Annotated in this window: 19 protein-coding genes; 10 read left to right on the top strand and 9 right to left on the bottom strand. The window is 69.6% G+C overall.

Translation table 11 applies throughout. The features are described 5' to 3' along the window. Positions 1-75: 75 nt before the first annotated feature. Positions 76-1,107, bottom strand: a complete 1,032-nt coding sequence (locus HKK74_RS25275) for a LacI family DNA-binding transcriptional regulator (protein WP_187245832.1) — start codon at positions 1,105-1,107, stop codon at positions 76-78. Between the two features lie 357 nt (positions 1,108-1,464). Between HKK74_RS25275 and tnpB the strand changes: the two genes are divergently transcribed. Then, on the top strand, positions 1,465-2,754 hold the full coding sequence (gene tnpB / locus HKK74_RS25280; RefSeq protein ID WP_187245833.1) for an IS607 family element RNA-guided endonuclease TnpB: 1,290 nt from the start codon (positions 1,465-1,467) through the stop codon (positions 2,752-2,754). A gap of 6 nt (positions 2,755-2,760) precedes the next feature. Here tnpB and HKK74_RS25285 read toward each other — a convergent pair whose 3' ends face one another. The 4 genes from HKK74_RS25285 to HKK74_RS25300 are packed head-to-tail and all read right to left on the bottom strand — an operon-like array spanning position 2,761 to position 8,171. After that, positions 2,761-4,662, bottom strand: a complete 1,902-nt coding sequence (locus HKK74_RS25285) for an ABC transporter ATP-binding protein (protein ID WP_222722718.1) — start codon at positions 4,660-4,662, stop codon at positions 2,761-2,763. A gap of 2 nt (positions 4,663-4,664) precedes the next feature. Next, a complete protein-coding gene (locus HKK74_RS25290) occupies positions 4,665-5,573 on the bottom strand; it encodes an ABC transporter permease (protein WP_187245834.1) in 909 nt (302 codons plus the stop codon). Then, the gene (locus HKK74_RS25295) at positions 5,570-6,559 is read right to left on the bottom strand and encodes an ABC transporter permease (RefSeq protein ID WP_187245835.1); all 990 of its coding nucleotides are present in this window, start codon (positions 6,557-6,559) and stop codon (positions 5,570-5,572) included. The genes HKK74_RS25290 and HKK74_RS25295 overlap by 4 nt, the downstream gene beginning before the upstream one ends. Positions 6,560-6,599: 40 nt before the next feature. Continuing rightward, positions 6,600-8,171, bottom strand: a complete 1,572-nt coding sequence (locus HKK74_RS25300; RefSeq protein ID WP_187245836.1) for an ABC transporter substrate-binding protein — start codon at positions 8,169-8,171, stop codon at positions 6,600-6,602. A 306-nt stretch (positions 8,172-8,477) separates the two neighbouring features. On the opposite strand from HKK74_RS25300, the gene HKK74_RS25305 reads away from it, so the two are divergent. The 3 genes from HKK74_RS25305 to HKK74_RS25315 all read left to right on the top strand — a co-directional run bounded on the left by HKK74_RS25305 (position 8,478) and on the right by HKK74_RS25315 (position 14,404). Next, positions 8,478-10,838 carry a glycoside hydrolase family 3 N-terminal domain-containing protein gene (locus HKK74_RS25305; RefSeq protein ID WP_187245837.1) on the top strand — a complete coding sequence of 787 codons (2,361 nt, stop codon included), beginning with the start codon at positions 8,478-8,480 and terminating at the stop codon, positions 10,836-10,838. Positions 10,839-10,919: 81 nt separating this feature from the next. Next, positions 10,920-13,310 (top strand): beta-galactosidase, encoded by a 2,391-nt coding sequence (locus tag HKK74_RS25310; RefSeq protein WP_187245838.1) that lies wholly within the window; start codon positions 10,920-10,922, stop codon positions 13,308-13,310. A gap of 440 nt (positions 13,311-13,750) precedes the next feature. Further along, a complete protein-coding gene (locus HKK74_RS25315) occupies positions 13,751-14,404 on the top strand; it encodes a hypothetical protein (RefSeq protein WP_187245839.1) in 654 nt (217 codons plus the stop codon). A gap of 157 nt (positions 14,405-14,561) precedes the next feature. Here HKK74_RS25315 and HKK74_RS25320 read toward each other — a convergent pair whose 3' ends face one another. Then, complete coding sequence (locus HKK74_RS25320; RefSeq protein WP_187245840.1) at positions 14,562-16,094, bottom strand: serine/threonine-protein kinase; 1,533 nt, start codon at positions 16,092-16,094, stop codon at positions 14,562-14,564. Positions 16,095-16,504: 410 nt separating this feature from the next. Here HKK74_RS25320 and HKK74_RS25325 point away from each other — a divergent pair, with 410 nt between their 5' ends. The 3 genes from HKK74_RS25325 (at position 16,505) to HKK74_RS25335 (ending at position 18,106) form a co-directional block, all read left to right on the top strand. Next, entirely contained in the window at positions 16,505-16,810 is a 306-nt protein-coding gene (locus tag HKK74_RS25325; protein ID WP_222722719.1) for an ArsR/SmtB family transcription factor, read from the top strand. Next, positions 16,807-17,259: an SRPBCC family protein gene (locus HKK74_RS25330; protein ID WP_187245842.1), complete on the top strand. Its 453-nt coding sequence runs from the start codon at positions 16,807-16,809 to the stop codon at positions 17,257-17,259. Before HKK74_RS25325 ends, HKK74_RS25330 begins: the two co-directional genes overlap by 4 nt. 391 nt (positions 17,260-17,650) lie before the next feature. Continuing rightward, a complete protein-coding gene (locus tag HKK74_RS25335; RefSeq protein ID WP_187245843.1) occupies positions 17,651-18,106 on the top strand; it encodes a DUF6069 family protein in 456 nt (151 codons plus the stop codon). Positions 18,107-18,777: 671 nt separating this feature from the next. Here the strand turns inward: HKK74_RS25335 and HKK74_RS25340 are convergent. Beyond that, entirely contained in the window at positions 18,778-19,650 is an 873-nt protein-coding gene (locus HKK74_RS25340; protein WP_187245844.1) for a class I SAM-dependent methyltransferase, read from the bottom strand. 128 nt (positions 19,651-19,778) lie between these two features. Continuing rightward, positions 19,779-20,381 carry a type II toxin-antitoxin system RelB family anti-toxin gene (gene relB / locus HKK74_RS25345; protein WP_187245845.1) on the bottom strand — a complete coding sequence of 201 codons (603 nt, stop codon included), beginning with the start codon at positions 20,379-20,381 and terminating at the stop codon, positions 19,779-19,781. A gap of 104 nt (positions 20,382-20,485) precedes the next feature. Here relB and HKK74_RS25350 point away from each other — a divergent pair, with 104 nt between their 5' ends. Together HKK74_RS25350 and HKK74_RS25355 are read left to right on the top strand one after the other, a co-directional pair. Next, complete coding sequence (locus HKK74_RS25350) at positions 20,486-21,493, top strand: NAD(P)/FAD-dependent oxidoreductase (RefSeq protein ID WP_312881745.1); 1,008 nt, start codon at positions 20,486-20,488, stop codon at positions 21,491-21,493. Between the two features lie 96 nt (positions 21,494-21,589). Beyond that, a complete protein-coding gene (locus HKK74_RS25355; RefSeq protein ID WP_187245847.1) occupies positions 21,590-23,167 on the top strand; it encodes an MFS transporter in 1,578 nt (525 codons plus the stop codon). Positions 23,168-23,269: 102 nt separating this feature from the next. Here the strand turns inward: HKK74_RS25355 and HKK74_RS25360 are convergent, their stop codons facing one another. After that, the gene (locus tag HKK74_RS25360; RefSeq protein WP_187245848.1) at positions 23,270-23,497 is read right to left on the bottom strand and encodes an NUDIX hydrolase; all 228 of its coding nucleotides are present in this window, start codon (positions 23,495-23,497) and stop codon (positions 23,270-23,272) included. Between the two features lie 188 nt (positions 23,498-23,685). On the opposite strand from HKK74_RS25360, the gene HKK74_RS41035 reads away from it, so the two are divergent. Then, positions 23,686-23,808 carry a hypothetical protein gene (locus HKK74_RS41035; RefSeq protein WP_281398007.1) on the top strand — a complete coding sequence of 41 codons (123 nt, stop codon included), beginning with the start codon at positions 23,686-23,688 and terminating at the stop codon, positions 23,806-23,808. The last annotated feature ends 184 nt before the right edge of the window (positions 23,809-23,992 follow it).

Here is a 23,992-nt window from a genome sequence, read left to right on the forward strand (position 1 = left end):
CCACGGGACGATCTCGCACAGCGAGCGTACGGACCGGGCCGCCATCCCGGAAACCGGGCCGCCATCCCGGAACGTTCAGTCGCAAATGCTCCCGTCCCACGGGCAGCCGCATGAGCCGCGCAGCACCACCTGTGTCGGGAGGATCTGCGGCTGAACGTCGCGGGTGGGGCCCTGGATGCGCTCGTGCAGCCGGATCGCCGCCCAGCGGCCGAGGCTGTGTGTGGGCTGCTTGACCGTCGTCAGGCCGGGCTCGACGTAGCGCGAGGCCATGATGTCGTCGAACCCCACGATGGCCAGGTCGTCGGGCACCCGCACGCCGGCGCGCCCGAGCAGCGACATCGTCGCCAGGGCCAGCTCGTCGTTGGCGCAGACCACTGCGTCTACCTCGCTGCGCGCTGCGAGCAGCCGCTTCACGATCTCCGGGGCAGAGGGCTCCTCGAACCAGACATCGATCGGCGGCAGCGCCTCGCGCAGGCCTGCCTGGACGAGAGCATCCGCGAATCCGGCGTACCGCTCGTGGATGTCGTGGGACGTCTCCGGGTCGCCGGCGAAGACCAACCGCCGTCGGCCGTGCCCGAGGAGGTGGGTGGTCAGCGTCGCGACGCTCTCGCGGTTCTCGACCGCGACCATGTGGCAGCCCTCGATCGGTGCCCGCGCGAGCATCACCGTTGGGGTGCTGCGGGCCAGGGTGCGCACCATCGTGTCGCTGGCCGTGCCGCCGGCGAGTACGAGGCCGTCGACCCGCGCGAGCAGGGTCCGCAGGATCGTGTTGAGGTCCGCGAGACCCCCTGAGAGAACCACGACGACTGACTGGCCGTACTGGGCGGCGGTCGACTCGTAGCCCGCGAGCAGTTCGGCGAAGTAGGGTCCCTGCAGCCCCGGGAGGACGAGCCCGTGCGCCTCATAACGCTTGACATCGACGGTTCGGGCGGCGCGCAGCGGGACGTAGTCAAGCTCTTCCACTGCTCGCAGCACCTTCTGCCGCGTCAGCGGAGAGGACCGGGCGGAGCCCTGCAGGACCCGGGAGACGGTCGCGATGCTCACACCGGCCCGCTCGGCCACGGTGTAGATAGTGACGGGTCCGTCGGTCGCCTCTGCCTCGGTCACGCCCGCGTCCCGTCCATGACCGCCATCCTCGCGGGCCTCGGGCAGGCGTGCAAGAACGGGCGGCGGTCCGTCATGTGCGAGGGGAGGGGGATGCCGGGTTCTCACGGTCCGCTGTTCCGTTCGGGCCGGCGCGGGTCGGCCCAGTCAGCCGGCGGTGAGCTCGCCGTTGGCCTCACCCGTGGCCATGGTGGCGGGCGTCGCCGGCGGAGGGTCGGCTGACCGGCGACGTACCCGGCGGGGAGGGCGTGTCGAAGGGGTAGCGAACAGTTGGGCGGACCATGCGCGAACGTGAGCACCTGTACGCATTCGTGTTCGTGGGCCCGTGGTCTGTCGGTGGGTGCCGGTACCGTTCGGCGGGTGCAGGTGACTCAGGCGTTCCGGTTCGCGTTGGACCCGACGCCCGCGCAGGAGCGGGCGCTGGCCTCGCACGCGGGTGCTGCGCGATTCGCGTGGAACTGGGGCTTGGTGGCCTGCCAGGACCGCTACGCCGCTGAGCGCATGTGGTACTCCGGGGCGGAGCTGCACAAGCTGTGGAACGCCGTCAAGAAGACCGAACCGGCTTTGGCGTGGTGGGGCGAGAACTCCAAGTGTGTCTACCAGGAGGCGTTCCGGGATCTGGACCGGGCGTTGCGTGAGTTCGTCAAGTCCCGCAAGGGTGCCCGGAAGGGTCGCCGCCTGGGGTTCCCGAAGTTCAAGCGGCGCGGAAGGTGCCGTGACTCGTTCCGGTTCTCCACCGGCGTCATGCGGTGCGCAGGCCGGACGGTGACGCTGCCGCGGCTCGGCACGATCGCCACGCACGAGCCGACCCGTAAGCTCACGCGGCGGTTGGAGAACGGGACCGCCCGCATCCTGTCAGCCACGATCTCCCGCACGGCGCAGCGCTGGCACGTGTCCTTCACCGTCGAGGTCGACCGGGCGGTGCCCGCCCGGCATGCCCGGCCGCGCAGCGCTGTGGGTGTGGACCTTGGTGTGAAGACGCTGCTGACCGCCATGGACGACCACGGCACGGTGATTGAGGTCGCCGGGCCGAAGGCACTCAGCGCGGGCCTGCGAAAACTCCGGCGTCTCGGCAAGGCGCACTCCCGCAAGCAGCGCGGGAGCGCGAACCGAGCGAAAGCTGCCGCGCGGCTGGCCCGCCACCATGCCCGAGTCGCTGACCTGCGCGCCGAAGTCCTGCACAAGGCCACAAGCGCTCTCGCGGCCCGCTTCGAGACCGTGGTCGTGGAAGACCTGAACGTGACCGGGATGCTCGCCAACAGGCGCCTCGCCCGCGCTGTCGCCGATCAGGGCTTCTACGCGACACGACGGATGCTGGAGTACAAGACCCGCTGGAACGGTGGCCGCCTGATGGTGGCAGGCCGCTGGTATCCCAGCTCCAAGACCTGCTCGGGATGCGGGAGCCGAAAGCCAAGCCTCTCGCTCGCCGAGCGCACCTTCCGCTGTGACGGCTGCGGCCTGGTCCTCGACCGGGACGTCAACGCCGCCCGTAACCTGCTCAACCTCGCCGCCAGTGGGGCGGAGAGGATAAACGCCTGTGGAGGCGACGTAAGACCCGGCTCCGCCGGGCGGTCGCCCGTGAAGCAGGAACCCGGCACCGCGCCAGCGGGTCAGACCGGGACCGCCGCCGCGCAAGCGGCAGCTGCCTGAGCATGCTCACGTTTGAGCAGGTTTCAGGTAACGGTTGGGGATGGCGTCGAGCAGCGTGCGCGTGTAGCTGTCCGCCGGGTTGCGGATGACGTCGAGCACCGGGCCGTGTTCGACGACCGTGCCCTGGTTCAGCACCACGATCTCGTCGGCGAGCAGGCGCGCGCTCAGCAGGTCGTGGGTGATGTAGAGGACACCGATGTCACGGTCGGTGACGAGCTGCTCGAGCAGCTCGAGGATCTCGGCGCGGATGGAGACATCGAGGCTGGAGATCGGCTCGTCGGCGACGATGAGCTCGGGGTCGGCGGCCAGGGCGCGGGCGATGACGACGCGCTGGCGCTGGCCGCCGGAGAGCTCGTGCGGGTACCGGTCGATGAACCGCCGGCTCGGGGTGAGCGCCACGGTCTCGAGCAGCTCGCCGGCGACGGCCTTGGCCTGCTTCGCCGACAGCCCGCGGTGGTTCCGCAGCGGCCGGGTCAGGGTGTAGCGCAGCGGCAGCGCCGGGTTGAGCGAGCTGTACGGGTCCTGGAAGACCATCTGGACGTGGCGGCGGTAGTCGCGCAGCCGCCGGGTCGGCAGGCGGTCCACCTCGATGTCGCCGTCGGAGCCGATGAAGCGGATGCTCCCGCTCGTCGGGCGGTCGACGCCGGTGATCATCCGCGCCAGCGTCGTCTTGCCGCTGCCGCTCTGGCCGACGAGCGCGGTGACCTTGCCGCGTCGCAGCGAGAACGACACGTTGTCGACGGCCTGGATGCTGTGGCGCTTGAGGCCGCGGCGGTGCTTGAAGACCTTGCTCACGTCGCTGACCTCGAGGAAGACCTCGCCGCGCAGGGCACGAGCCGAGTCCTCGGCGGTCTTGACGAACGCCGGGCCGGCGAAGACGCGGGTCGGCTCCGGCAGGTCCTCGGGGGCGTCCTGCACGGGGCCGCGCTGGAGGTGGGCGACATGGCAGGCCACGCTGCCGCCGGCGAGGGGCAGGAGTACCGGGTCGTCGCTCTGGCAGCGCTCGATGGCCTCGGGGCAGCGCGCCGCGAAGCGGCAGCCCTCGATCGGCCGGGAGAGGTCCGGCGGCCGACCGGGGATGTAGGTGACGCGCACCGTGTCGGCCCGGGGGTCGCTGTAAGACCCCAGCAGTCCCTTGGAGTAGGGGTGCAGCGGGTTCTCGAGCAGCGAGGCGGCGCCCTGCTGCTCCACGAGCCGCCCGGCATACATGACGAAGATCCGGTCGGAGAGCTCCAGGACGGTGCCGATGTCGTGGCTGATGAACAGGACCGCGAAGCCCTGCTCCTTCTGGAGCCGGCGCACGGCCTCGAGGATGGAGCGCTGCACCACGACATCGAGGCCGGTGGTGGGCTCGTCGAGCAGGACGAAGCGCGGGCGGTTGGCCAGGGCGAGCGCGAGGTTGATGCGCTGCTTCATGCCGCCGGAGAGCTCGTGGGGGTAGGCGGCCATGAACCTCGGGTCGATCATGATCATCTCGAACAGCTCGCGGACCCGGTCGGTGACGGCGTCGCCGCGTAGGTCGCTGTGCTCCTCGATGGCGTCGCGGAACTGCGCCTCGATGCGCATGACCGGGTTGAGCGCGTTCATGCTGCTCTGGAAGACGGTCCCGATGTCGCGCCACCGGCGTCGGCGCAGGTTGTCCTGCGACGTCGTCGTGATGTCCTCGCCGTCGAACTCGATCGACCCGCCGCTGATCCGGCAGGGCTTGTCGAGCAGCCGCAGCAAGGCCGTGGCGAGCGTGGACTTGCCGCTGCCGGACTCGCCGATGAGGCCGACGAACTCGCCGTCGGCGAGGTCGAAGCCGACACCGTCGACCGCGGTCAGCGCGGGTGACATCCTCGGCTCGAAGCGCACGCTGAGGTCGCGGACGCGCAGCAGGGGAGTGGGCTGGGGTCCGTTGGCAGACAACGTCAGTCCTCCCGCAGGTGGGGGTTGGAGAGCAGGTCGACGCCGAAGTTGATGAACGTCAGGGAGGTGATGAGCAGCGCCAGCACGAGGCCCGGTGCGAGCACCCACAGCCACAGCCCCTGCGCCACCGCGCCCTGGGCGTCGGCCTGGTAGAGCATGGTCCCCCACGACACCGTGTTGGGGTCGCCGAGGCCGAGGAAGGACAGACCCGCCTCCGCGCCGATGGCACCGGTTGCGGCGCCCACGAAACCGGCGGCGACCAGGGATGTCATGCTCGGCATGATCTCCCTGAAGATTCTGCCCTCCCCGGCGAACTTCGCCGCGGTGACGAAGTCGCGGTTGCGCAGCGTGATGATCTGCGACCGCTTGGCGCGCGCGTGGCCTGCCCACGAGGTGATGCCGATGACGAACACCATGAGGGGGACGCCGCGCACCTCGCTGTAGGCGATGAGCACGATCATCAGGGGCAGCACCGGGACAACGATGGCGACGTTGGTGATGAACGAGAGGATGTCGTCGGTGACCGTGCCCTCCTTGTAGCCGGACCACATGCCGATGATGAGCGCGATCGCGGTCGAGACCAGTCCACCGAACAGCCCCACCGTGAGTGAGATCCGGCTGCCGTAGATGAGCTGGGAGAAGATGTCGCCGCCCTGGCTCGTCGTGCCGAGCAGGTGGTCGCCGCTCGGCGGCAGCAGCGCGCCGAAGTCGGAGCGCGTCCCCTCGTAGGGCGCTATGACCGGTGCGAGCAGCGCAACGAGGACGAAGAGCAGCAGCAGGATGATTCCGGCGCGGGCCTTGGTGCTGCTCCAGATGAGCTGGGGCCAGCGCATCCGGGTGTACTCGCCTTCGACAGCGCTCGCGTCGGCGGGGCCCTCGCCGGAGCCTGTCTGGACGACTCCGGCGGTCATGACTCGGCCCTCCTCACGCGCGGATCCAGGACGCCGTAGAGCAGATCAGCGATGAGGTTGGCAAGCAGCACGCCGACGATGATGAACAGCAGTAGGGCCTGTAGCAGCGGGAAGTCGCGGTTGCCGATCGCCTCATCCATGAGGCGGCCCATGCCGGGGTAGTCGTAGATCTTCTCCACGAGGATCGAGCCGCCGAGGACGCCGCCGAGCGCGATGGCGAAGCCGGTGACGCTGGGCAGCAGGGCGTTGCGCGCGGCGTACCGCAGCGCGACGACGCGGTCGGGCAAACCCTTGGCCTTGGCGAGGCGGATGTAGTCCTCGCCAAGGTTCATGATCATGGTGTTGCGCATGCCGAGGATCCAGCCGATGGGCGCGCTGATGAGCAGCGAGAGCGCCGGCAGGAGCGAGTGGTATGCCGCGTCGCCCAGGAACGCCACGTTGAGGCCCGGGGACGTGGACGAGTACCCGCCGCCGGTGGGGAACCAGCCCGTGGTGTACCCGAAGACGAAGAGCAGCAGCAGCGCGATCCAGAACGACGGCAGCGTCCCGAGGAACGTCGAGCCCAGGGTCACGATGCTGTCGAACCGGGTGTTGCGGCGCCACGCGGCGTACGCGCCGAGCGTCACGCCGATGACGAAGGCGAGGATCTGGGTCACGCCGACGAGGACGAGCGTCCACGGCAGGGCCTGGCCGATGACCTCGGTCACGGGGTACGGGTAGTACGTGTAGGAGATGCCGAAGTCGCCCTGGGACAGCGCCTTGAGATAGGCGATGTACTGCTCGAACAGGCTGCCCTCCGGCGCGCCGAGCATGGCGCGCATCGCCTCGACGGCGGCTGGGTTGAGCTGGGCGTCCTTGCCGGCGAGCTTCTGCACCATCACTTCGGCCGGGTCACCCGGCTGGAGGCGGGGGATGATGAAGTTCAGCGTGATCGCCGCCCACAGGGTGGCGAGGAAAAACACGATCTTGCGGGTGAAGTACCTCACGGCGGACCCCCCGGCCCCGTACGGGCCTGGGCGGCGCCCATCATTTCGCCGGCTTCAGGTGGGTGAGGATGAGCAGCCGGTCGTCGGCGGGCTGGGCGTAGGGGTCCTCCTCGCTGGGCCAGCCGACGGCCTTGTCCGTGCGGTAGAGGATCCGCGCGGGAGCGTAGATGAGGGGCGTGACCGGGTACTGGGTCATCATCGTGTGGACGAGCTTGCCGACGAGCTCCTTCTGCTTCGCCTCGTCGACTGTCCCGCTGAGTTCCTTGACCGTGGTGTCCGTCGTGCGGTCGTTCCAGCGCTCGACGTTCGGCAGGACCTCGGTCTTCGTTGGGATCTGGTCCGAGGCGAGCTTGCCGCCGATGTTCTTGGCGTTCTCGCAGCCGCCGTGCAGGTACTCCAGGAGCACCTGGAAGTCACCGGACTTCTTCTGCGCGTCGACCGACTCGGGCGCGGTGGCGACGACTTTCGTCGGCACCCCGACCGAGGTTAGGTTGCGGGCGATGACCTCCGCCATCGACTGGTAGTCGATGAACCCGGCCTGCACCGTGAAGGTGACGTTCAGGCGATTGCCTTCGGGGGTCGTGCGCTTGCCGTCGGCACCCTTCTTGTAGCCGGCCGCGTCGAGCATCTGGTCGGCCTTGGCCGCGTCGTAGGGGATGACCGTGTCGGCTCCCTGATTGGCGGAGTACTCGTCGGGCAGCAGCTTCGCCGCGGCCGGGAGTTTCAGCCCCGTCTGGCTCGCGGGCTTCATGATCCCGTAGGTCGCCTTCTCGGAGATCTCCCCGCGGTTCAGCGCGGGGGCGATCGCCTCGCGGAACTTCACGTCGTCGAAAGGCGCCTTCTCCACGTTGGGGCTAAGCACTGTGCTGCCGTTCGGCGCGTAGTAGATGTGGTTCGTCTTCGGGTTGGCGTCGACGAACGCGCGCTTGGGGTTGGGGATCTCGCCCCAATAGGCGTCGAGCTGGCCGGAGCGCAGCTTCAGCGAGGCTTGGGCGGCGTCGTAGTTGCCCTCGAGGATGAGCTTTTGGACCTTGACCTTGTCGGCCTGCCAGTAGTCCGCCCGGCGGATCAGCTCAAGGCGGCGGCCATTGTAGTTGCCGACCTTGAAGGGACCCGAGCCGACGGGCGTCTTGTCAATGTACTTCGTGACGTCGCCGACCTTGGAGTAGACGTGCTCGGGCAGGATCTGCAGCCTGATGAGCTCGTCGAACTTGGGAGCGGCGTTGCCCTTGAACGCGATCGTCACTTTGTTGCCCTCGGCGGTCACGCTCTTGGCGGGGGCGCCGAACACCGGCTTCCAGATGGCAGCGCGGTCGATGGCCGGGTACTGCTTGGCCAGGTTGTAGGTGAAGGCGACGTCCTGGGCCGTGAGCGGCCGGCCGTCGGACCACTTCACGCCGTTCCGGATGGTGAACGTCAGGGTGGTGGCATCGCCGCCCCACTCGAAGTCGGTGGCAAGCCAGGGCGTGATCTCGCAGCTGATGCCGTTGCGCACCATGAGCGGCTCATAGAGCCAGGTCTTCGTCAGAGCGTTCACGGCGTACGGGTTGTAGTCGACGAGGCCGCCCATGGTGGCCGGCGCGTCGGACGGGAACATGAGCTGCGGAATCATCCCGCCGCCACCATCGGCGGCAGAGCCCCCGCCGGAGTCGCCGCCTGTACATGCTGACAGGCTGAGCACACCGCAAACAGCAAATGCTACAACCTTGGTTTTTGTCGCCATTGATTGACCTCCGGAAGGGGATTTGTCGTCACCCCAAGTTCGGCAAATGGTCATCTGTCCAATGGTCATCTGTCAATCCTTCGCGCCCATGAAAGTACTTTCACGACTAGAGTTCGTGCTCAGGAACTGAGTTTCATTTATTTACAACGCTTTCCGCCTTGTCAGGCGGGGGCTTCACGCTGCTATACAACAGAGGTGTCATGGCCCACGCCCCCGGCCTCGCGGCACACGTCGGCCAGTACCTCGACCGCACACCCATCAACACCGAGACGGGCGGGCACCGCCCTCGCGGTCCGCCAGAACGTGCCCGGCACGCCCCGGTCCGACCTGCCGGCCGCAGCGTCCGGCAACGACATCGAGCTCACCGTGGAGATCTCCTACATGACCGCCGCCCAGCGCACCAGGCCCTGGCTCGACTCCTCGCTCCCGACCGCCGCCCGCGTCGACGCCCTCCTGGCGGAGATGACGCTGGCCGAGAAGGTGGGCCAGACGCATCAGGTCGCCAACATCCACCCGCACGACGACGCCGCCCAGCTCGCGCAGGGCCGGATCGGCTCCAGCCTGTTCGCCAGCGGCGCCACCGGCGGCAACGAGCGGGACGAGGGCGTGCTCGCGGCCAACATCGACGAGGCGCAGCGCCACGCGGTCGAGGAGAGCCGGCTCGGCATCCCTGTCCTCTTCGGCCGTGACGTCATCCACGGCCACCGCACGGTGTGCCCCATCCCGCTCGGGCTCGCCGCCTCGTGGGACGAGGACCTGCTGGAGGAGGTCGCGCGGGTGGCGGCGTCCGAGGCGGTCGTCGACGGGGTGGCGTGGACGTTCGCGCCCATGGTCGACATCTCCGAGGAGCCGCGGTGGGGCCGCGTCGCCGAGTCGCTCGGCGAGACCCCGGTGCTCAGTGGCCGGCTCGCGGCTGCCCTCGTGCGCGGCTTCCAGGGCGTCGACCCGGGCGACCCGGACCGGATCGCCGCCTGCGTCAAGCACTTCGCGGGCTACGGGCTGTCCGCCGGGGGCCGCGACTACGACACGGTCTCGGTGGGCGAGAACACGCTGCGCAACCTGCACCTGCGGCCGTTCCGCAGCGCCGTCCAGGCCGGGGTCCGCACTGTGATGGCGGCGTTCAACGACGTCGACGGCATCCCTATGCACGCCCACCGCCACCTGCTGCGCGACGTGCTCAAGGGCGAGTGGGGCTTCGACGGGGTCGTCGTCGCCGACTGGAACGGCATCGGCCAGCTCGTCAACCAGGGCGTGGCGGCCGACCTGCGGGACGCCGCCCGGCAGGGCATCGAGGCAGGCGTGGACCTCGACATGTGCTCGGGGTCGTATGCCGCGCACCTCGCCGACCTCGTCGAGTCCGGCGAGGTCGATGTGGCCCTTGTCGATGACGCGGTCCGCCGCATCCTGGGCCTGAAGTTCGAGCTCGGCCTCTTCGAGCGGCCCTACGTCGGCGACCCGGGCCGCAGCAATGCTCCGACGCCCCAGAGCCGGGTCGTGGCGCTCCGCGCCGCCCAGGCCGCCCATGTCCTCGTGGCCAACAACGGCGTCCTCCCGCTCGACCCGTCGTCTGGCACGGTCCACCTGACCGGCCCGTACGCCGAGGCGGGCGAGGAGCTGCTGGGCACGTGGACGCTCGACGGCCGCGGTGAGGACGTCGTGGCCCCGGCCACGGCCTTCCGCAAGCGGCTCGGCGAGGAGCGGCTGCTCGTCACGGACGGCCGTTTCAGCGATCGCGCCGTGCAGCAGGTCCGCAACGCCGACGTCACCGTGGCCGTCGTGGGGGAGCACCCCTGGCGCTCGGGGGAGGCGAACTCCGTCACGGACATCGGCCTGCCTGCCGGCCAGATCGAGTACGTACAGCAGCTCGCCCGGATCGGCAAGCCGCTCGTCGTGGTCGTCTACACCGGACGGCCGCTCGAGCTCGGCCCGGTCCTCGACGCCGCTGACGCCGTCCTCGTCGTCTGGCACCCCGGTGTCGAGGCGGGCAACGCACTGGCTTCCGTCGTATTCGGCGATGTCAGCCCGCACGGCCGGCTGCCGATGACGTTCCCGCTCACGACCGGGCACATCCCGACGAGCACTCACCAGCGGCCCACGGGCCGTCTAATCGAGCACGATGAGGACGACCGCCTCGGCCGCTACCTCGACGACCTCGTCTTCGCCCGGCTGCCGTTCGGCCATGGCCTGTCCTACACGACCTTCGCGTACGGCGACCTCCGCGCAGCCGGGTCGATCGAGCTCGCCCGCGAGGGCGGCAGCGTCGAAGTCGAGGTCGACGTCACGAACACCGGCGAGCGGCCCGGCCGCGAGACCGTGCAGCTGTCGTTCCGCGACTTGGTCGCCGAGGTCACCCGCCCGCTCACCGAGCTCCTCGACTGGGCGCACCTCGACCTCGCGCCGGGCGAGAAGGGCACCGCCCGGTTCACCGTGCGGGCGGAGCAGCTTTCGTACTTCGGCCGCGACAACCGCGAGCGCATCGACGTCGGCGATGTCGTCCTGACCGCCGGGCCGGACGCCCTCCACGGCTCGAGCCTCGCCATCGCGGTGACGGGCTGACGTCCCGGGCCGCTCGGCGCAGGGTCGCCCTCGCAGCACCACGCATAGCCCGGAACCCTCTGTCCCCCAACGGAAAGCACCATGATCGAGATCACGGACAAGCAGATCGTCATCGACGGCGAGCCAAGGGTGGTGATGGCGGGCGAGATCCACTACTTCCGGGTGGCCCGCGAGGAATGGGAGCAGCGGATCCTGCTGCTCAAGGAGGCCGGCTGCAACGCGGTCGCCTCCTACATCCCATGGCTCTGGCACGAGCTGCCGGACGGCACCATCGACGTCACCGGCGAGACGCGGCCCGAGCGCGACGTCGCGGCCTTCATCGACCTGTGCGCGGAGCACGGGCTGTGGTTCATCGCTCGACCCGGGCCGTTCATCATGGCCGAGCTGAAGAACGAGGGTCTGCCGTACCGGCTCTACACCGAGCACCCCGAGATCGTGCCGGTCGGGTGGGACGCCAAGCCGGCGTCGTCGCGGACCGTCGACTACCTGGCGCCGGCATACGTCGAGGAGTGCGGGCGGTGGTTCGCCGCGATCATGCCGCTCATCGCGCAGCGCCTGCAGCCGGCCGGTGGCAACGTCATCGCCGTGCAGCTCGACAACGAGATCGGCATGCTCGCCTGGGTCACCAACGGCCCGGACCTCACCGACCACCTCGTCGCCGACTTCTCCGAGTGGGCGCGCCGGCGCAACAACGGCACGGCGCCGTACCCACTGGGGCTCACCGAGGTCCGCTCCCCGCAGGAGGAGTGGGCGGGGCCGCTGCGGGAGGACCTCGCGCTGTTCATGCGCGACCGCTTCCGGCGCTACGTCGAGACGCTGCGCGCCATGGCCGAGGCGCAGGGCGTGGAGGGCGTGCCGTTCCTCGTCAACATCCACGGAACGGAGGGTGGGAGCGGCGAGCCGTTCCCCATCGGCATCAGCCAGCTCGTGGAGACCTACGCCGGGGTTCCCGGGATGCTGTCCGGCTCGGACCACTATATGGGTGAGATGACCCTCTCGACGACGACGGACCTCTACGTCATCAACGCCTTCATGGACGCCGTGCACGGGCCCGGGCAGCCCACCACCTCCCTGGAGTTCGAGGCCGGTTCGGGCGACTACGGCGGCGGGCTGGACCTGCAGTACGACCCCAGCACGGTCGACCTCAAGACCCGCCGCTCGCTCGCGCAGGGCAACCGGATGGTCAACTACTACCTCTTCGCGGGCGGCATCAACCCGCCGCTCGAGGAGCCGGTGGGCGACGGGAACGACCGGATCAGCTTCACCGGCGAACGGCACGGCACCGCCGCCCCCGTCGGTCCCGAGGGCCAGAAGGGCATGACTTATGACGCGACGTCCCGCGTCGTGCACGCGGTACGGGTCCACGAGCGCTGGCTGGCCCGCATGGAGGAGGACCACGACGCGGTGCAGCTCGGGCTCGTCCTTGACGCCTACGCGACCGAGTACCACCACCCCGACAGCGCGCTGATGACCGAAGTCGTCGAGGACCTCCAGCGCCACCGCGGCGCCGGTCCCCGGCGCGCGCTGGTGCGCTCCCTCCTGCTCGGCGGCTACCGGTTCGGGGCGGTGCACCTGCAGCGCGATGAGCCCAGCGGCGTCGTCGTACTCTCCTCGGGGCGGCACCTGCCGCCTGAGGTGCAGCAGGGGCTCGTCGACCACTTGGCCCATGGCGGCGGCGTGCTCCTCCTGGGCCGCGTGCCTGAGCGCGACCTCGCCGGGGCGCGCTGTACGATCCTCGCCGACGCCCTCGGGCTGAGAGCCAGCGAGGTCATCTGGGACCGCGAGCAATACTTCCCCTCGGTCGTCGCGAGTGGCTGGGCGGCGCCGTGGCCGGAGACCCGGGTCGGCTGGTTCCAGTCGGTCGAGTACGAGCGGGGCGAAGCGGTGCTGCGCGGCGTCGACGGTGCCGTGTGCGGCGTCGACGTGGCGGTGGGTGAGGGCAGGGCGATCGTGTTGGCGGCTGAACTGCCCTCTGCGCCGGTGCTTTTCAGCCGCGCGATGCAGCGTCTGGGGGTATCCCCGGGGCTGGGGCTGGAGTCGGACGTGCCGGGACTGCTCGCCACGACGACCTCGACGGCGGACGGCGAGCGGCTCCTCCACCTCGCGAACGTCACGGGCCACGAGGTGACCGGGAGGCTCGCCCTCGACGGCACGCCCGTCGGCGACGGCAGCCCGCTGCTCGTGCCGCCGCGCACCGGCGCGATGCTGGCCCTCGGCCTCGACACCCCACTGGGCCGACTCGAGTGGGCGAATGCGGAGCTCGCCGAGGTGGGGGACTCGTTCCTGGCGTTCCACCCCGGGCTGGGTGGCGATGGTGCCACCGTGGTCGTGCTGCGCGGCGCCTCGGACCTGACGGCGAAGGAGGCTGAAGGCGTCACCGTGGAGCGCGACGGCGACGTGCAGACGGTCCGCTCCCGCAGTGGCCGCCTGGTGGTGGGCACCGCCTTCAGCCCCGATCCACATTCGCCGTGAGGCGCTGACAAGCTCACCCACCTTGACGACGCGATCGCCGCCCTCGCCCTCAGCGAGCAGGGGACCGCACGCCTCCAGGCCCCGTACCGTCCGCACCCGGTCCATCAGGCCAGGTCGCGGCTGATTGTGTCGGTCGGCAGGGTGTGCGGTGCCATAACTCGTCGATGGCATCTGACCTGGCCTTCTATCCTCAGCACTCGTGTTCCTAGGCCTCCTGTATCTGCTGATGGTCTGGTTGTTCGGCGGGTTCCGCAGGTCACGGTGTGAACGGGGTTTTCGGCACCCACAGGTTGCAACACCCCAGTTCAGGGACGCGATGGGCGTTGCCGCACGCGCGATAAGTCTCCGATTTTCGAGTGCAAGGCCGAGACCGATACCATCCGGCAGATCCATTCGGAGAGGTGTGCTCGTTCTCCGAACCATCCCTGGGAGACCGACTAATGAAGCGCATGCTGCTGCTCGTCTCGGCTGTGACCGCACCTCTATTGGTCGTCGGATGTTCTGGCGCGGACACGCCTGCTGCGAAGGAGACCACTGGAACACCGCATGCGGGAGAGTCCTCATCACCATCGTCCTCCGCAGGGCAGCAACTCGTAACAAATGAGCTGGTCGTGACGGTGCCGACCGAGTGGAAGAAGGTTGATCCCACCACCGACTCCTCTGAGGTCGTGGCCGGGGCGTACGGGATCAAGGACAACTCGGCCGCTGACCTGGCAAAGGAAATGCTGAGGCTACTGAAGGAGAAGGGCGCGGTCTGGGCGATCGATCCGGCCAGCGCGTCCGGGGCGTTCGCGACCAATTTGGCGGCGGCGTGCGACTCCGGCGAAATGATGGACGCCTCACTCGACGGCTTGCGGAAAAGGGCACAGGCCTTCCACAAGGGGGCACAGATCACCGATATCACGGTCAGCGGGAAGCCCGCGCTCCGGATCGCTTACACCGAGACTGCTACGTTCACCGGCGTGACCAGCGAAACCATCGACGTCCGTGTACCGGTATCGCACAACAAGTATTGCTATGTGACGCTCAACGCCAAGCCGGGTGGGCTTGCCGCGGTCGCCGACCCGATCATCAAGTCCTTCGCGCTGCGCTAGCGTCAGTGCCCTTCCCCTCCAGGCGTGATCATGCAGTTGTTCGCGTGCGGCGGCTGCGTACAAGGCCGGTATCGACTGCCTGCTGGGCTGGCCGAACGCCTTTGTTGTGCGGTCGGCCAGGCCGGTGCGACTTCCTTGCCGGGGTGGGGACGGCGCGTCAGCAGGCGGTGAAGGTGACGCTGTCTACGACATTGGGCTCGTCCATGTAGACACTGATGCGGTGGGTTCCCGAGGTCCAACCGCCGGACGCTCGGAGTTCGAAGCTTCTTTGGCTGGAGTCGGTGATCATACTGCCGTCTTGAAAGAGCTGGTGGCTGGGATTGGGGTAGCTGATCGTGTATCGGTAGCCGGCCTTGGTGTAGCAACTTCCGCTCTTGGTGCCGAACACCGAGAGCGCGATCCCTCCACCGCCGCCGCCACCTCCGCTGGACTTGGTCGGGGCCGGGGACGCGGGCCTTTCGGGGCTGTCGCCGGTGCCTGTCCCTGGCGAAGAACCGGAGCCGGTGCCTGTCCTTGGCGAAGAACCGGAGCCGGTGCCGGACTTGGGTTTCGATCCCGGTGACGAGGCGCCGGGCGACGGCTCACCGGTCGTGCCGTTCGTCGGAGATCCCGACGCGGTCGGGCTGACCACACCCTGGCGCTGCGAGTCGGCCCCTGACGCCGCCCCGACGGCATCGGCGCCGTTCTCGTCGGAATCGGCCTCCGATTGGTTCGGCCAGAAGAGCACGGTCATGGTCACGGCCACCGTCAGCACCGCCGCGCCGCCCGCTCCGGCCAGTAGAGCCAGGCGGCGCCGCCCTGGGGCGGGCCGCCGCGTGCCCGGAGCGGTGGTCTCGGGCGGGCGCGGGCCTGGCGGCGGCGCGCTTGGCAGCGGCGATTGCGGGACCGGGACGGGGACGGGGACGGGCGGCTGTTGCCGAAGCCCGGGAGACGGTACCGCGACGGCGGCTCCGGGAAGTGGTGGGGCGGGTGCCTGCGGGGCGGTCACCACCGAACGGACGCTGACCAGGCGCATCATGACGTCCCGCATGGTCGGGCGGTCGGCGGGGTCCTTGGCCAGACAGGACGTCACGACGGAACGCAGCGGCTCGGCGAGGTCGCCGAGATCGGGCTGACCCTGGAGCACCCGGTTCATGATGGCCGGGAAGGAATTCGCGCCGAACGGCGGCCGTCCTGTGGTCGCGAACGCCACGACGGAGGCCCAGGCGAACACGTCGGCGGGCGCGCCGACGAACCGTCCCTCGAACTGCTCGGGCGCCATGTACGCCGGGGTACCGATGATGCCGCTGGTGACGGTGAGCGGAGCTTCCGTATCGCGCGCTATCCCGAAGTCGATGATCCGGGGACCGTCCGGGGCGAGCAGCACGTTGGACGGCTTGAAGTCACGATGGACGATGCCCGCGTCGTGGATGGCCGCGAGCGCCGTCGCGGTGGCGACGGCAAGCCGCTGGACGGCCGCCGCGCTGCCCCGCGGCCCCGCCTGTTGCAGCGAGGGACCGTCGACGTACTCGGTGACGATGTACGGCCGCGGCCCGTCCAACGACGCGTCCAGGACCTGCGCGATGCAGAACGGATCGACCCGGCGGGCGGCGGCGATCTCCTTCATGAAGCGTTCGCGCACGCGCGGGTCGGCGGCCAGTTCCTCGCGGGTCCTCGGACCGCAACGGCTCGACTTCCGGCATGGGAGCATCTCCAGATGATCAAGAGAAAGGCATCTGAAACCCTAACGCACACCCCGATTTCCCAAACTCGGATCAGCGCATTGCGGCCGTTCGGTGGTGCGGCCATGTCGATGTGCTTCGGTGAGGGCCGCGTGTCTCGGTTCGTGTCCGCGAGCGTTGAGGTCCACCAATCCGATCGAGTCCATGATCGAGATTTGTCGTGAGCACGCCCGCGAGCCGCTTCTTCACCGGCTCCCGCTAGCCGATCACTTCGGGTGCCTCCGTAGAGCGCAGCGGGCGGCCCGCCGGGGGTGGCATCCCTCGGGGTCGACCGGGCGACGGCGAGCCCTGCGCCGACAGCCGCGCCGCGCCAACCCACCGACCAGCTGCGTAGACGAGCGGGTTGACACGGGCGCGTCGAGACGCAACAGTAAACCTTATGGTTCACCGTCAGTTCGCGGCCCTGGGTGACCCGACCCGCCTGGCCATCGTCGAGCGGCTCGCCCGCGGGCCGACGTCCGCCGGTGACCTCGCGGCGCCGACGACGCTCTCGCTGCCCGCCGTTCTCAAGCACGTCCGCGTGCTCGAGGAGGCGGGCCTGGTGACGACCGTCAAGCGCGGCCGCGTGCGCGAGTGCCGGCTGCGCGACGACGCCCTCGTCGCCGTGGCCACGTGGACCGCACAGCAGCAGGCGCTCTGGTCGACCCGGCTGGACGCTCTCGGCACCCTCCTGGAGGACACGTGACCGCCACCCCGCTCCTGTCGTTCGACCTCGAGCGCACCTACCCCGCGCCGCCCGAGCGCGTCTGGGCCGCCTGGACCCGCGCCGACCTGCTGCAGCGCTGGGCCTGCCCCGACCCCGCCTGGCGCGTGTCGACCTGCGAGGTCGACGCCCGCGAGGGCGGGGGCTACCGGCTGCGGTTCGGCCCCCGCCCGGCCGGCGACGCGAACAGCGAGACGGCCACCTTCGCGGTCTTCGAGCCCGTGGAGCGGCTCGTGCTCGACGTGCTCACCGCGGGGGAGGACATGGCCGAGCGCTCCCGCTGCACGGTGCTGCTCCTGCCGGTCGAGGGCGGGACCCGGCTGGAGCTCACGGTCGAGGGCCTGTCGGGCGCCCTGACCGCCGAGCACATGCGCGTGGGCTGGACGTGGTGCCTGGAGGGCATCGCCGCGCAGCTCGGCGCCGCGGCCTGATCACACCGTCTCGTACACCAGGCTCTCCACGACGGTCACCTGGCCGCCGACGACACCCACCGACGACGCCGGCCCCATGACGCCACAGCACACCGCCCGCCGGCCCAGCAGGACCCGCTGCCCTCGCCAAGCACCTGCCCAGAGCGTTCCGTCCAGAGCGTGGTGCCCGGGCCTTCACCGCCGAGGAACTGACCGGCGAGGCGGACCTCCGGCTGTGGGTGCTTCGCGTGGACCGCTGGGAGGTGCACATCAGCGGCGCGCATCCCACCCTCGGCAGCGGAACCGACCGGCGTACTCCGGTCGACCCGACTGAGTGACACCCCAGGGCCAGGACCGTCACGTGCCAGTCAACACACCCCGTACGCCAGTTACCGAATGATGGAGGAACGACATGAACAGCATGAATGACACCGGGGTCGTCGCAGGCCCGGCATCGGGCCAGACCAGCTACACCCACCGACTCCGGGGGCTCGCCGGCACCGGCTTCATTGCCACGCTCGCAGCGATGGTGGCCACCACCCTCGCCGCTGCGCTTGCCCAGGCCGTTGGCGTCGACTTCGAGGTCACCGATGGTGGCGAGACGATCCCGTTGTCCGGGTTCGCCGTGGTGACCGGCTTCTTCTCGGTCGTGGGCATCGTCATTGCCGCCGCTCTTCTTCGTTGGAGCGCTCGCCCCGCCGAGCGATTCGTGTGGACGGCAGTGTCGCTGACCGCGATCTCGTTGGTCCCGCCCCTCCTCTCCGAGGCGAACACCGCCACCACCACCGCCCTCCTCGGGCTACACCTCGTCGCTGCGACGGTGATGATCCCCACCCTGGCGCGGAGCCTCCGCACCCGGACCGATTGACGATCGTTCATCGGGACGGAGCATGCCGCGACGGTCGGTTGTGGCTCCGCTGTCCCCGCCGCTCGGATTATCACGGTCATGCAAGCAGTTCCCTGCAGTTCCCCCGAGTCAACGTCGACCTGCACGTGCCCGCCCTGCGCGGGCGCCCTCGCGCAGGTCGGCGAGCGATGATCGCACCGTCGTGTCGACGATGCGGGCGCGGAAATCGGGCACGGGCATGCTGAGCATTGCGTAGGAGCACCGTGGGCACGTCCAGTTCCTCGCTGACGTCGACGACGTGGCCGACCTGGTCTTCCGGAGGAGTCGATCGACTGTGACCCCTACACGCCGGTCCAGTGCCAGTGCCTGACGGTGGTCGGTGAACGGGCAGTCCGGGCCGGGGTCGGTGTAGCCAGACGGATCGAGGACGCTGCCCGCGTCGTTGGGCCTCCCCAGCAGGTGGGTCAGCACCGCCACTTCCGCCGAGTGCCGCGTCGGGGATGCTCGCCTGGCTTACCGGCGACTCAACGGCCTGCTCCACGGACTCAGACTCAACGGCGTTCTCGGTCATCTGGTGTCTCTCTCTTGATCATCAGATCCGCCGTTAGCTTTACAGTCCCGAGATAGGACTCCGGGGCCAAGACATTGGGTGCTGGGGCTGCCGCAGGGCAAACCCCGCCCCGGATGGCGCGTCAGTTGCGGCGCGCGGCCCAGACGGTGCGCTCGGTGCGTACCGCGAGGTCGTCACGGCGCAGGATGCTGTGCGGGCTGCTGGTGTCGAGCAGCCGGTCGAGTGCGGTGAGGTCTTCCGCCGCAAGCTCGGCGGCGGCGGCGCCGCGGATGCGCTGCAGCGCGCCCAAGGCGTAGCGGCCGATCGCCGCGTTGCGGGACCCGTCGATGTCGACGGCGACGGTGAGTTCGCCTGCCACAGCGAATCCGGCGGTGTTCAGCATGGGTCCCCAGTCGGCGCCGCGGTGGGGCACGTGCTCGGCGTGGAAGCGGTCGGTCGCGGCGTGGACGCGGTCTTCCAGGCCGGGCCGGTCGGCGGGGGCGTTCTCGGGCAGGAAGCGGGGGAGGCCGGCCAGCTCGACGACGGCGAACAGGCCGTCGGGCGCGAGCAGGTCGCGGACGGTGCGCAGGGCGTGGTCGGGGTCGGCCATGTGATGCATGGAGGCCGACGCCCACACGAGGTCGGGCGTTCCGAGGTCGGGCCAGGTGGCGTCGTCGAGGTCGGCCAGCACGGTGCGCACGTGCTCGCCCACACCGCGGGCGCACGCCTTCTCCCGCAGCCGTTGCAGGTGTCCGGGCGAGGCGTCGACGGCTGTGACGTGCGCCTCGGGGAAGCGCTCGAGGAGCGCGAAGGTGCCCGCTCCCGTACCGGAGGCCAGGTCCACGATCTGGCGCGGGCCGCTCTTCAGGGGCAGCCACTTGGTGATGGCGGCGATGTGCTCGGCGAGGACTTCCGCGTCCAGGTCGAGGATCTCCGCCTGCCCGCTGTCGGCGCCGCGTTGCTGGTGGTGGCCGTGTTCGTGGTGGCCGTCGTGGGGGGCGCGTGTTTGCGTCATACCGCCACGTTAAGTGCGCCATGCGCTTTCGGCATACCTTCTTGCGGATTGCGCAAGGCGATGGCCCTGTGTGCTGCCGGGCGCGCAAGGTGCACCCGTGCGGGGGCGGGCCGGCGGCGCCGGCGTGGCTACGGGCTGGCGCCTTGCGCGTCGCTGTCGCCGTTCTCGCGCTGATCGTCGGACTCGCGATGTCCGCGGCGGGCGTCGCGGTCGAAGATGAACATGACCTCGCAAGGGCCGCCCTCGGCGCCGATGGCGTGCGGCATCATGGTCGGGAACTCGGCGGCCTGGTTGGTCTCGATGCGGAAGCGGCGGTGGCCCAGCATCAGGATCGCGGTGCCGGACAGCACGACGAGCCATTCCCGGCCCGGGTGGGCGCGCATCTTGGAGGGATTGTCGGGCGGCGGCTCGGTCAGCCGCCGACGCATGACGCTCATGGCCGGGTCGGCCTTCATCGGCCAGCTCAGACCGTGGGTACCGTGGATCATGGGGCTGATGACGACATCGTCGGCGGCGTTCTCGACGAGCTGATCGAGGGTGGTGTCCAGAGCGCGGGCCAGGGCGACGAGCTGGTCCAGCGCCAGGCGCTGGCCGTTCTCGATGCGGCTCAGCGAGGACTGGCCGAGGTGGACGCGGGTGGCCAGTTCCTCCAAGGACAAGCCCTGTGCGACCCGCAGAGCGCGGATGCGTTTGCGTACGAGGCCGTCCAGCGCACCCTCTTCTTGCGTCATAGGCAACATGGTATGCCCTCGATGCAATCCGGGCTTAACGTCCAAGGCAGATGGCCCGGATCGGCTGGGGCTGCGCACGACAGAAAGGGCGCGAGGAGATGTCCGTGCAGACTTCCGCGTACGCGAGCGACGCACTGCCTGGTGAGACCGTGGACGCCGTGGTGATCGGCGGCGGCGCCGCGGGCCTGAACGGTGCGCTGATGCTCGCCCGCTCCCGCCGCTCCGTTGTCGTGATCGACAGCGGCACGCCCCGCAACGCGCCGGCCGAGGCCATGCACGGCTTCATCGTGCTGGACGGTACGCCGCCCACCGAGATCCTGAAGCGCGGCCGGGAGCAGGTGCGCCAGTACGGCGGCCTGGTCGTCTTCGGCAAGGTGGCCTCGGCTGAGCCTGCCGCCCCGTCGGCCGACGGGGATCTGCGTTTCACCATCACCCTGGCCGACGGCCGGACCATCACGGCACGCCGTGTGCTGGTGGCCACCGGCCTGCGGGACGTGCTGCCCGACGTTCCCGGGCTCGCGGAACACTGGGGACACAGCGTCGTGCACTGCCCGTACTGCCACGGCTGGGAGGTACGCGACGAGCCCATCGGCGTCCTCGCCACCGGCCCTGCATCCATCCACCACGCCCTGCTGTTCCGCCAGTTGACCGACGACCTCGTCTACTTCACCCGCAACACCCCACTCGACGAGAACACCCGCGCGCGCTTCGCCGCCCGGGGCATCCGTATCGTCGACACCCTCGTGGAAGAGGTCGTGAAGGCCGACGACGGCGGTGTCGCGGGCGTGCGCCTGGCCGACGGCGCGTTCATGGCCCGCCGCGTTCTCGCGGTCGCCACCCGGATGCAGGCCCGCACCGAGGGCATGGACGGGCTGAAGCTGCCGATGGAGGACCTGCCCGATGACATGGGCCGCCGCTTCGCCTCCGGCATGGCCGGAACCACCGAGGTGCCCGGGGTGTGGGTGGCTGGCAACGCCACCGACCTGACCGCCCAGGTCGGCGCATCCGCCGCGGCCGGCGCCCTGGCCGCATCCCACATCAACGCCCTGCTGGCCACGGCCGAGACCGACGCGGCCCTCGCCGCAGCCCAGAGCGGTACCGCCACCGCCTGACATCCGCGGCGCGCGCTGCCGCTCCTTCCATCCGCATTTCCGGCGTCCGGGCAGGGTCCGACGCCGAGCTCCCCATGCCCTTACTGAGAGGAATCCATGAGTACGAACCAGCCCGCACAGGGGGCCGGCGCACCGGACGCGCGTCAGCTGCGCACCATCCTGATCGCCGTCTCCATCGCGCTGATGGCCGTCATCGCGTCGGTGTCCGGGCTGAACGTCGCCCAGACCCACATGGCCGTCGAGTTCGGGGCCTCACAGAACACGGTTCTGTGGATCATCAACATCTACACCCTGGCCCTGGCCGCGCTGCTGCTGCCGCTCGGCGCGATCGGTGATCGCCTGGGCCGCAAGCCCATGCTGATCGCCGGACTTGGCATCTTCGGTGTCGCAAACGTCGTGGCGGGCCTGGCCCCGACCGCCGAGGTCATGATCGCGGCCCGTGTGGCCAGCGGTATCGGCGCCGCGATGATCATGCCGATCACCCTTGCCGTCATCACCTCCACCTTCCCCGAGGAGCAGCGCGGCAAGGCGATCGGCGTGTGGACCGGCGTCGCCGGAGGCGGCGGCATCCTGGGCATGTTCCTCTCCGCCCTCCTGGTCGATGTCGCGGACTGGCGCTGGCTGTTCGTGCTGCCGGTGGCCCTGGTCATCGTGGCCCTGGGCATGACACTGAAGTCGGTGCCCAACTCCCGTGAGCGCTCGGCCCATTCCTTCGACACCATCGGCGCGCTGGTCTCCACCGTCGCCGTCATCGGCCTCATCCTCGTCCTGCAGGAAGGGCCCGGGCGCGGCTGGACCGCCCCCGCGACGCTGATCAGCCTCGCCGTCGGCCTCATCGCCGGCATCGGCTTCGTGGCCTGGGAGCTGCACCGCCGAGACGCATCACTGCTGGACGTACGCCTGTTCCTGGAGCGCGGCCTGGCCGGCGGCTCGATCACGCTGCTGGTGGTCTTCGGTGTCCAGGCGGGCATCGCCGTGGTCCTGTTCCCGTTCTTCCAGGCGGTGCTCGGCTGGTCGGGACTGCTGTCGACGGTGGCCATGATGCCGATGGCCGTCATGATGATGATGACCTCCGGCCTGGCCCCCATAATGGCCGCCCGCATCGGCTCCCGCTCGACCATGGCCGTGGGCATCGCCCTGGCCGGTGTGGGCCTGGTGCTGATGGCGCTGTTCGTTTCCGTGGATGGCGGCTACCTGACCATCCTGCCGGGCATGCTCGCCATGGGCATCGGCATGGGCCTGTCCATGACGCCTTCCACCGAGGCCATCACCAGCTCGCTGCCGCGTGAGAAGCAGGGCGTCGCCTCCGCACTCAACGACATCACCCGCGAGTTCGGCACCGCGCTGGGCGTCGCCATGTTGGGTGCGCTCCTGTCCGCCGGCTACCGCAGCGCGATTGACGACCGGCTGCACGGCGTCCCCCAGGGGGCCGCGGACACCGCCCGCGAAGGCATCGCCAACGCCGTCGAGGTCTCGGGCAGCACCGGCTCGCACGCGCGGCAGATCGTCCATGCCGCCCAGCAGTCCTTCGTCGACGGCTGGCAGCAGGCCATGTGGGCAGGCGTCGCCGTCACGGGCGCGCTGTTCGTCTACATCGCTCTGCGCGGCCCGAAGAACTCCGCCCCCGTGGCGGTGGACGAGGCCGAGGCCGCCGAGACGATCGCCGCCGAATGATCGCGTAGGAACTTAAACCGGCTTGAACAGAGGGCCTCTTGGGTCCATGGCAGGGCGGCGGCGGGCAATGTCTGCCGCCGCCCTGCCCCGACTCAGCGGCGCTCACGCCACAGCCACATCGTTGGCGAGGATGAATTCCTTCAACGCCGCAGGCTTGAGATCAACGTCCCGCAAGCCGCCATCCAGTAGATCAACCCGGTCCAATGCGTAGCCGCCGCGACTCGGATCATCGAACTCAGGTCCGGACCGCTGTCCGAGGTCCAACGTCAGCAATCGGCAGACGAAGAAGTAGATCCTTCCAGGCGCAGGGGCTTGAAGACTCGTGGTCATTACGATAGCCAGTCGCTGGGTTCGGGAGCCGAATGTTTGCGCCCAGCGTCCTCGGTCATGGCCGCCGGGACTGTAAGAAATTCTGAGACAGAGCCGAAAATTGACAGTCCCTGATGTCGCTGTCGCCGATGGTGCCCGGTCAGCCAGGTCGACATGGGCGCGGACGAGACCTGATCCTCGATGCGATCGTGAACGCGGACAAGGCCGGTATCGACTGCCCGCTGGGCTGGCCAGACGCCTTCGTCGACTTCGTCACCGCGCACCGGGCCGGACATGTAGTGACACCCGCCGGATTGGACGGGCGCGCGTGAGCGGCGGGACCTTGCGCTCCGGGCCCAGGTTCTTGGGGTCGTTGCAACACCCGATCACCTCGGGAGTTGCAGTGGCGCAAGCTCCTCGCCGTCGGAGGACCTGTCGGTCGACCGCGTTGACCGACAAGCGCGAGCAATATCTGAAACTGATCGCACAGGGCATGACCGACTCGGCAGCCTGCCG

The organism is Actinomadura alba (assembly GCF_014323705.1).
GTDB classification, from domain to species: domain Bacteria; phylum Actinomycetota; class Actinomycetes; order Streptosporangiales; family Streptosporangiaceae; genus Actinomadura_C; species Actinomadura_C alba.